General features: G+C 70.6%; 2 protein-coding genes. One reads left to right on the plus strand and one right to left on the minus strand.

Annotated features, from left to right (window positions below):
• Positions 1 to 140: 140 nt before the first annotated feature.
• Positions 141 to 1,346, minus strand: a complete 1,206-nt coding sequence (gene hppD / locus F6X68_RS32315; protein WP_151457782.1) for a 4-hydroxyphenylpyruvate dioxygenase — start codon at positions 1,344 to 1,346, stop codon at positions 141 to 143.
• A 157-nt stretch (positions 1,347 to 1,503) separates the two neighbouring features.
• Between hppD and F6X68_RS32320 the strand changes: the two genes are divergently transcribed.
• Complete coding sequence (locus F6X68_RS32320; protein ID WP_151457783.1) at positions 1,504 to 1,992, plus strand: Lrp/AsnC family transcriptional regulator; 489 nt, start codon at positions 1,504 to 1,506, stop codon at positions 1,990 to 1,992.
• Positions 1,993 to 2,159: the final 167 nt, after the last annotated feature.

A 2,159-nucleotide genomic window follows, 5' to 3' on the forward strand; every position in this document is an offset into this window, starting at 1 on the left:
GGGCGGCGGGGCGTGTTGCGGTGGCACCGCGTACCCCTGACTGGAGGGACCGGAAGGCGGCGCGAAGCCGCCGGCGGCGGGCGGAGGCCCACCGGCCGGCGGCGTCGGGTACGTCGGAGGCTGCGTCACGCTCGTCAGTGTTACAGGTTGCCGCGCGCTTCCTGCTCCCGCTCGATGGCCTCGAAGAGCGCCTTGAAGTTGCCCTTGCCGAAGCCGAGCGAGCCGTGCCGCTCGATCAGCTCGAAGAAGACCGTCGGGCGGTCCTGCACCGGCTTGGTGAAGATCTGGAGCAGGTAGCCGTCCTCGTCCCGGTCCACCAGGATCTTGCGGGCCTTCAGCTCCTCGATCGGCACCCGCACCTGGCCGATCCGGGCGCGCAGCTCCGGGTCGTCGTAGTACGAGTCCGGGGTGTCGAGGAACTCGACGCCGGCGGCGCGCATGGCGTCGACGCTGGCCAGGATGTCGTTGGTGGCCACGGCGATGTGCTGGGCGCCCGGGCCCTGGTAGAACTCCAGGTACTCGTCGATCTGCGACTTCTTGCGGGCGATCGCCGGCTCGTTGAGCGGGAACTTCACCTTGCGGGTGCCGTTCGCGACGACCTTGCTCATCAGCGCCGAGTAGTCGGTGGCGATGTCGTCGCCGATGAACTCGGCCATGTTCGAGAAGCCCATGACGCGCTTGTAGAACTCGACCCACTCGTCCATCCGGCCGAGCTCGACGTTGCCGACCACGTGGTCGACGGCCTGGAAGAAGCGCTTCGGCTGGAGGCCGGCGTCGATCATCGGCTGCCGGTCCACGATCGGCTTGCGGGCCACGAAGCCGGGCAGGAACGGGCCGGTGTAGCGGGAGCGGTCGACGAGCGTGTGCCGGGTGTCGCCGTACGCGGCGATGGAGGCCATCCGGACGGTGCCGTGCTCGTCGCTGACGTCGTGCGGCTCGGTCAGGCCGGTGGCGCCCTGCGCGGTGGCGTGCGCGTACGCGGCGTCGACGTCCGGCACCTCCAGCGCGATGTCGGAGACGCCGTCGCTGTGCCTGGTCACGTGCTCGGCGCCCTCGGCGTCCGGGCGGACCGCGCCGGTCAGCACGAACCGCGCCGAGCCGCTGGTCAGCACGTACTGGGCGTGGTCCCGGTAGCCCTGCTCGGGGCCCCGGTACGCCACGCAGGTCATGCCGAACGCGGTGGAGTAGTAGTGCGCGGCCTGCTTGGCGTTGCCCACCAGGAAGTGCACGTGGTCGAGGCCCTTGACCGGGAACGGGTCGCGGCTGATGTCGTGGTCGACGGCGCCGACGAGCACGTCGACGTCGACGTCGTCGGACGCCTGGGGTCGGTCGATCGCCTGGGTCATCGCGGTCTCCCTCAAGTTCCGGTCGGCCCCGTGGCCGCCGCCGTCGGTCATGTGCGTGGTGCGGTGGTGCTGTGGCGAGGATCGCGGGGAAGGGCCGCACTGGGCAACTGTCGCGCCTATGCCTGGTCAGGTTGCGCATTCAGTAGGGTGATATGCCATGAGTGCTGGTCAGGGTGTACAGCTCGACGCCCTCGACGCGCGGTTGATCGAACTGCTCGCCGAGGAACCGCGGATCGGGGTGCTGGAGTGCTCACGGCGCCTCGGGGTCGCCCGGGGCACCGTGCAGGCCCGGCTGGACAAGCTCGTCGAGCGGGGCGTCATCTCGGGCTTCGGGCCGGAGATCTCCCCGGCGGCGATCGGGTTCGGGGTGACCAGCTTCGTCACCCTGGAGATCAGCCAGCGGGACGGGCACGACCTGGTCGCCGCGCACCTGGCCGCGATCCCGGAGGTGCTGGAGGCGCACACCATCACCGGCTCCAGCGACCTGCTCTGCCGGATCGTGGCCCGCTCGAACACGGACCTCCAGCGGGTGATCGACCAGATCGTCTCGTACGAGGGCATCCGCCGCGCCTCGACGATCATCGCCCTGGCCGAGCAGATCACCTACCGCACCCTCCCCCTGGTCCGCTCCGCCGCCCAGCGCTGAGCAGGTGAGGGTGCAAGGAAGGGCCCCTTCGTCTACAGAAGGCGATAGGAAGGGGCCCTTCCTTGCACCCGGGGCGCGCGAGAAAGGGCGGCGACACGGCGGCGCGGGACGGCGGCGGCGCGGCGGTCGTCGCTACCGTGTCCGTGTGGCGAAGGCGGGCGGCCTCG

The organism is Micromonospora sp. AMSO12t, from assembly GCF_008806585.1.
Lineage (GTDB): Bacteria > Actinomycetota > Actinomycetes > Mycobacteriales > Micromonosporaceae > Micromonospora > Micromonospora reichwaldensis.

Excerpts from the sequence above, each read along its gene's own strand:
- hppD (WP_151457782.1), bottom strand. The coding sequence starts at position 1,346 with ATGACCCAGGCGATCGACCGACCCCAGGCGTCCGACGACGTCGACGTC.
- F6X68_RS32320 (WP_151457783.1), top strand. The coding sequence starts at position 1,504 with ATGAGTGCTGGTCAGGGTGTACAGCTCGACGCCCTCGACGCGCGGTTG.